Here is a 4,650-nt window from a genome sequence, read left to right as displayed (position 1 = left end):
TTTGCCACCCTGTGGCTGCAAGGTGTTCTGCCTGCTGAACTTGGTAACGACGTACACACTGCCGCTCGGGCGGTCGCCGGCATGCTTTCCGGAGTCCGCTGACCCTTGGTCACCATTCGCTGGGGCTTGGATGGCGGGCGCTGTGGACGTTGCTGTACGGAGATCAAAAGGGCCCAGTGCGCGGGTGTGTTGGCTGGCGCGCCCTGAACCCTGGGTCGCCGAGTCCGAGCTGATCGCTCAACTGGGCCTTCCGCTCAACCTGGATCAGAACAGGAAGCATGCCTTCCACCAGCACCTGAGCACTCTCCGGGCCTCCGTGCGGGCCTGCGCCCGTGAACTTCCCATGACCTGCTCAGTTGCCCTCAACCCCGCGTTCCGAGTTGGGTGTGGTTGGCTCGTTCTCAGTGGCTGGCTGAGCTGGGCGTTCGAAGTCCTGACTGTTTGATCGCGGGACCGCATCGCCCTCGGCCACACGGTGGTCACCGACCGGTTCACCGGCACCCCCGCACTCTCCCTGAATGCCGCCCGTGACCTGGGCACGCTCGGCTACGTCGCCCGCGCCAGCGGCCTGGACCTCGACGCCCGCCGCGACCACCCGTTCACCGACCACCCGTTCACCGACCTCGGCCTCTTCACCCCGGCCCGGCGCACGAGCGGAGACGTCCTGGCCCGCTTCCAGATCCGCGCCGAGGAGATCGCCACCTCCATCGCGCTGATCACTCACCTGGTCGGCGGGGTGGCCTCCGGCGAGCAAGCTCTCTCAGCGAGCGGGAAGTCCTCGGGAGCCGGCATCGTGGAAGGCTGGCGCGGCACGATCGTCCACCGGGTCGAAGCTGGCCGCCGACGGCACGCGCGTCCGGGTGAAGATCGTGGATCCGTCGTTCTTCAACTGGCCGGCTCTTCCGGTCGCCCTCGGCGGCGCGATCGTGCCGGACTTCCCGCTGGTCAACAAGAGCTTCAACCTCTCCTACGCGGGCAACGACCTCTAGCCGCGGGCGTGCTCGACCAGGCCGGCGGCACGCACGGCAGCGTCCAGGGGCGCGAGCAACGCCTCCGTCTGCTCCTCGCGCGTCACGAGACCGGTCACGGTCCCGTACGGTGCCGACAGGGTCGCGTGCGTTCCCCATGGCGCGACGCCAACGGCGACCGCCGCGTCGGGCAGCCCGGAGCCGGTCTGGAATGCGCCCAGCTGAGGGAGCGGGCGACAGGATGCTCTGATCACCTGGAAGAGGCGGTCCACGCGGGTGCTGTCCCTGCTCGCCGGCGCTCGCCCGGGCTCCGGCCGGAACATCGGGTGGTGGCCGAGCACCAGCGCCGCGACGGCAACGACATGGGCGGCGGCCACGCCGGTGCCCCAGGCGGGACCGTAGCTGGTCGGCGGCAGTCCGGAGACGACGGCGACGCCGGGAGCGACGCAGTCCAGTTCCGGTCCGGTGTTGCTGAAGTGCGGCACGAAGAATCCCTCGGGTGTGGGCAGGCCGGTGACCTGCCCAACGTCGGCGCTATCGAGGGGGAAGGTCCCCAGCTGGCCGAGCGCGCCCACCGTCAGCACCCCCGGCAGGGCCGCGGGATAGGAGATGAGTCCGCCGGAGTCACCGGCCGCGGCGATGCAGGCGATCCCGTTGCGCCGCGCTTCGTCGATCTTGGCGTCCAGGAGGCTGCTCGGCGCCGCGCTCCCGTAGGTGATCATCGCCACGTCGACCTGCTGGTCGATGCAGTAGTCGAGGGCCTCGATCAGATCAGCGGTCCAGCCTTCCGGCGCGACCCGGCAGATGTGCACCTCGGTCTCGGGCGCCAGCCCGACCACGCCGGTCCCGTCGTCGCGGCCGGCGATCAGCACCGCGTGATGCGTGCCCGTTCCGACGAGGTCGTCCTGCCAGGTCTTGTCATCCTGCCTGATCACGTCACGGCCGCCCGGGATGCGATCGGCCAGGTCGGGGTGACCGGCGGCGGCGCCTGAATCGATGAGTGCCACCCGTACGGCGTGGCCGCGATGAGTGGGCGGCAGCCGATCGAACCCCATGACGCGAGTGCCCCAGGAATCGATCGGGCGGTCCGGAAACTCGGGATTGGTCGTGGTGATGCGCGTGCAGACCGCCACGTTGGGCCCGTCGCTGGTCAGCCGTGGCCGGTTAACCCGGGTGGGCCAGCAACCACGCGGCGGGGTGACGATCATGGCTGCCGCGTCATGCAGGACCTCGATCGGCAACCGCATCTCCGCGCGGCCGTCCGCGGCGGTGAACGCGGTGAACGCGGTGCCCTGCAGGGTGATGGCGGCACCCTCGATCGGCCGGTCACCGTCGTCGAGAACGTGGAAGGTTATGGTGCGCAGTTCGCCCATCAGCGACCCGTTACCGCGAGCCTCGACCGACAGCCCGCGCGTGAGTGGCTGGTCGGGCTCGACGTACAGGCCGGGCTGTCCGGTGAGGGTGGCGGCGCGCTCCGCGGGCATCTCCACCACGGCCAGCCGCGGGTAGCCGCCTGAGTGATACGTCTCCCCGATCGTGCGCAGCACCGCCGTCGATGGCTCGCTTGCCAACTGTGCGATGACGGCCCTGATGTCCGTGGGTGGGGTGACGGCGACCAGATAACGCTCCGACCTGGATCGGGGTTGGGTGCCCTTCTTGGTACTTTCAGCCGCTTCGCCGCGTGCGCTCTGCGCTTGCCGCCCCTTGGACGCGGCGGGCTTCGGCTCGCGTGCTCCATTGGCCATCTTTCTCGGCTTTCTCGTCTCGTCTCACAGGGTGATCGGGCACAGAGCCGACGACCGTCGGCTCTGTGCCCCTGTTGCCAGAGCGTGCGCTCACAGAGGAGGCAGCGCGGGATAGGCGTGGCGAGCCTGCTGGAGCACCACGAGGACCCGCGATAGCTGCTGCTGTGCCGCTGCGTACTGTCCGGCCGAGTAGAGCTGGACCGCGACGGCCAGCGGAGGCGCTGACTGCGCCACCGGCGGGGCCACCGCGCTCGCCGCACGTACCCATTGGTAGGTGTGCTGGAGCAGTCCCGCCAGCTCCTGGCGCGACATGGGCCCTTGCCCGTGCATGGTCATGTCCTCAAAAGGGGCGCCCGGAAGCGTACGGAAACAGCCACGGCTGTTGCCCGAACTGCTGGCCATAGGGCTGCTGCCACGCCTGGCCCTGCTGTCCGAACTGCTGGCCGTAGGGCTGCTGCCACTGCTGGATCTGCTGCTGGACGATCTGGTGCAGCTGCTGGTGGATCTGCTGCGTCGCCATGGCGACGACCTGCGGCAGGATGACCTGCTGCGCGATCGGCAGGAGCTGGCTGACGAGCTGCTGCACGACCTGGTGGGTCTGCGGCATCGCGAACTGCTGCTCGATGCCGAGCGGGCTGGGGAATCCGGGGGCATAGCCCTGCTGGCTGCTCTGTCCGGTCAGCCCCTGGGTTGCGGTGGTCATGGACGGCTCCTCCCTGGAGTCCTGGACACACCGACTGTGTCCGGTTATCTCAGATGATTGTCCAATTAGATTGGACACTATGCGGAAAGCCGGGGATCACGCAAGGAGGGGGCGCTAGCATTTTGATAGGAGGACGGCGCTCGATGAATGCGTTGCAGCGGCTTATCCGCACCCGGATGACCGAGCTGAACCGGTCGTTCAGCGAGGTCGCGCGCCGAGGAGGGCTGCCTCGCTCCACCGTGCATCACCTGGCGGCCAACTCCCGCCCCAGCCGGCTGCCCAATCCCATGACACTCGAGCGCCTGTCCGTCGGGCTGGAGGTGCCGCTCGACATCGTCCGTTCGGCCGCCGCCGAGGCAACGGGCATCAGCATGAGCCACCAGACGCTCGACGATCCGGAGATCGAGGTGCTGGTCGCTTCGCTGTCACGGCTGACCCCGCAGGATCGGCGCCATGTCGCCGCTCTCGTCCGCTCCCTGCTCACCGCCGATGAGCTGGACAGACCGAAGAATGCCCCGTAACCGCCCCGAAAAAGAGGACAAAAAGGATGGAGGAGCCCTAGCTTCGCCTTCCGATCGGGCCTAGTTTCGTCAAGGGAGACGTGGCGATCCAGCGAAGCCTGGGGGTGTCATGCGTATCGTGCGGTGGTCCGGGACCCCTGCGGTGGTCAAGGTGAGAAGCCGAGGTGATGTCACCGTGGCCGTGCCCGCCGGTATGCCGCGACAAGCGGTCCTCGACCTGGCCGGGCTAGTCCTGTCGAGTGAGGAGTACCTAGAGTTCTGCCAGGTCATCGGGCGCGCGAACCCATTGTTCCCCCAGATCGTCCCGCTGACCAGACACTGATCGCCCCTTAAGGCGGAGTTCTTCAAGACGCTCGGGCACCCCGCCGCATTCGGATCTTGGAGCTGCTCAGCCGGCGCAACAACGACGGCGCCATGTCGCTCAAGCTGCACAAGGAAGGCAAAGCCACCCGCCGCTGGCGCCGCCGCAACAGGCCCGCTCACCTCGACATGTGCCGCGCCGTGCCGACCGAAGAGGTAGAGCAGCAGCTCGCCTAGAGGTCCGGCGATGCGGACGGTAGGTTCTCCCGCCGTGCTCGAACGGTCTTAGCGGCCCCCGCCCACTGAAGCTCGAGACCTGCGCCGCGCAGTCGCCGCGCGAGGAACCAGGGCGCGCGACTGACGTTGCGCCAAAGGGCCTCGTCCATTGCATGCTCGTTGGTTCGCGGACCACG

7 protein-coding genes and 1 pseudogene are annotated in these 4,650 nt (G+C 68.4%); 5 read left to right on the top strand and 3 right to left on the bottom strand.

Features of this window, described 5'->3' with window-relative positions; genetic code table 11:
* Positions 1 to 130 precede the first annotated feature (130 nt).
* The 3 genes and pseudogenes from EJK15_RS78365 (at position 131) to EJK15_RS77020 (ending at position 989) form a co-directional block, all read left to right on the top strand.
* Positions 131 to 445 carry a GIY-YIG nuclease family protein gene (locus EJK15_RS78365; protein WP_420847191.1) on the top strand — a complete coding sequence of 105 codons (315 nt, stop codon included), beginning with the start codon at positions 131 to 133 and terminating at the stop codon, positions 443 to 445.
* A 30-nt stretch (positions 446 to 475) separates the two neighbouring features.
* A pseudogene (locus EJK15_RS78360) lies at positions 476 to 691 on the top strand (NADH-quinone oxidoreductase subunit D-related protein); the annotation flags it as partial.
* A gap of 169 nt (positions 692 to 860) precedes the next feature.
* The gene (locus EJK15_RS77020) at positions 861 to 989 is read left to right on the top strand and encodes a hypothetical protein (protein ID WP_276615619.1); all 129 of its coding nucleotides are present in this window, start codon (positions 861 to 863) and stop codon (positions 987 to 989) included.
* Here the strand turns inward: EJK15_RS77020 and EJK15_RS67775 are convergent.
* The 3 genes from EJK15_RS67775 to EJK15_RS67765 all read right to left on the bottom strand — a co-directional run bounded on the left by EJK15_RS67775 (position 986) and on the right by EJK15_RS67765 (position 3,416).
* Positions 986 to 2,539 (bottom strand): S8 family serine peptidase, encoded by a 1,554-nt coding sequence (locus EJK15_RS67775; RefSeq protein WP_171075410.1) that lies wholly within the window; start codon positions 2,537 to 2,539, stop codon positions 986 to 988. The genes EJK15_RS77020 and EJK15_RS67775 overlap by 4 nt on opposite strands.
* Before the next feature lie 264 nt (positions 2,540 to 2,803).
* The gene (locus tag EJK15_RS67770) at positions 2,804 to 3,043 is read right to left on the bottom strand and encodes a hypothetical protein (protein WP_138720682.1); all 240 of its coding nucleotides are present in this window, start codon (positions 3,041 to 3,043) and stop codon (positions 2,804 to 2,806) included.
* Between the two features lie 10 nt (positions 3,044 to 3,053).
* Positions 3,054 to 3,416, bottom strand: a complete 363-nt coding sequence (locus EJK15_RS67765) for a hypothetical protein (RefSeq protein ID WP_138720681.1) — start codon at positions 3,414 to 3,416, stop codon at positions 3,054 to 3,056.
* 143 nt (positions 3,417 to 3,559) lie between these two features.
* Here EJK15_RS67765 and EJK15_RS67760 point away from each other — a divergent pair, with 143 nt between their 5' ends.
* A complete protein-coding gene (locus EJK15_RS67760) occupies positions 3,560 to 3,937 on the top strand; it encodes a helix-turn-helix transcriptional regulator (protein WP_138720680.1) in 378 nt (125 codons plus the stop codon).
* Positions 3,938 to 4,315: 378 nt separating this feature from the next.
* The gene (locus EJK15_RS72365; RefSeq protein ID WP_171075409.1) at positions 4,316 to 4,474 is read left to right on the top strand and encodes a hypothetical protein; all 159 of its coding nucleotides are present in this window, start codon (positions 4,316 to 4,318) and stop codon (positions 4,472 to 4,474) included.
* The last annotated feature ends 176 nt before the right edge of the window (positions 4,475 to 4,650 follow it).

It is taken from the genome of Nonomuraea basaltis (assembly GCF_005893125.1).
Classification (GTDB): Bacteria; Actinomycetota; Actinomycetes; order Streptosporangiales; family Streptosporangiaceae; genus Nonomuraea; species Nonomuraea basaltis.
The sequence above is the reverse complement of the archived record's forward strand: the minus strand, read 5'-3'. Positions and strand labels throughout refer to the sequence as shown.

Coding starts and splice junctions, on each gene's coding strand:
- EJK15_RS78365 (WP_420847191.1), top strand. CDS start 131: ATGGCGGGCGCTGTGGACGTTGCTGTACGGAGATCAAAAGGGCCCAGT.
- EJK15_RS67770 (WP_138720682.1), bottom strand. CDS start 3,043: ATGCACGGGCAAGGGCCCATGTCGCGCCAGGAGCTGGCGGGACTGCTC.
- EJK15_RS67765 (WP_138720681.1), bottom strand. CDS start 3,416: ATGACCACCGCAACCCAGGGGCTGACCGGACAGAGCAGCCAGCAGGGC.
- EJK15_RS67760 (WP_138720680.1), top strand. CDS start 3,560: ATGAATGCGTTGCAGCGGCTTATCCGCACCCGGATGACCGAGCTGAAC.